Annotated in this window: 1 protein-coding gene; it reads left to right on the top strand. The window is 67.2% G+C overall.

The genetic code is table 11. The annotated features are described in order from the left end of the window. The coding region (locus AAH991_RS40375) for a cellulose binding domain-containing protein (RefSeq protein WP_346231225.1) at window positions 1-305 on the top strand (305 nt) is incomplete at its 5' end.

The raw sequence follows: 305 nt of genomic DNA on the forward strand, positions 1-305 counted from the left end.
CGGTGACGTACGCGGCCAACGACTGGGGCGGCGGATTCACCACGACCATCACGATCGCCAACACCGGCACCACCGCGATCAACGGCTGGACCCTGAAGTTCACCTTCCCCGGCACCCAGAAGATCAGCCCGCCCGGCTGGTCGGCCACCTGGACCCAGACCGGCGCAGCCGTCACCGCCGTCAACCTCGACTGGAACAAGACCATCAACCCCGGCCAGTCCACCCAGATCGGCTTCCAGGGCACCTACACCGGCGCCAACCCCAAACCGGCCGCCTTCACCCTCAACGGCACCACCTGCTCCTGA

The sequence above is a fragment of the Microbispora sp. ZYX-F-249 genome, from assembly GCF_039649665.1.
Taxonomy (GTDB): domain Bacteria; phylum Actinomycetota; class Actinomycetes; order Streptosporangiales; family Streptosporangiaceae; genus Microbispora; species Microbispora maris.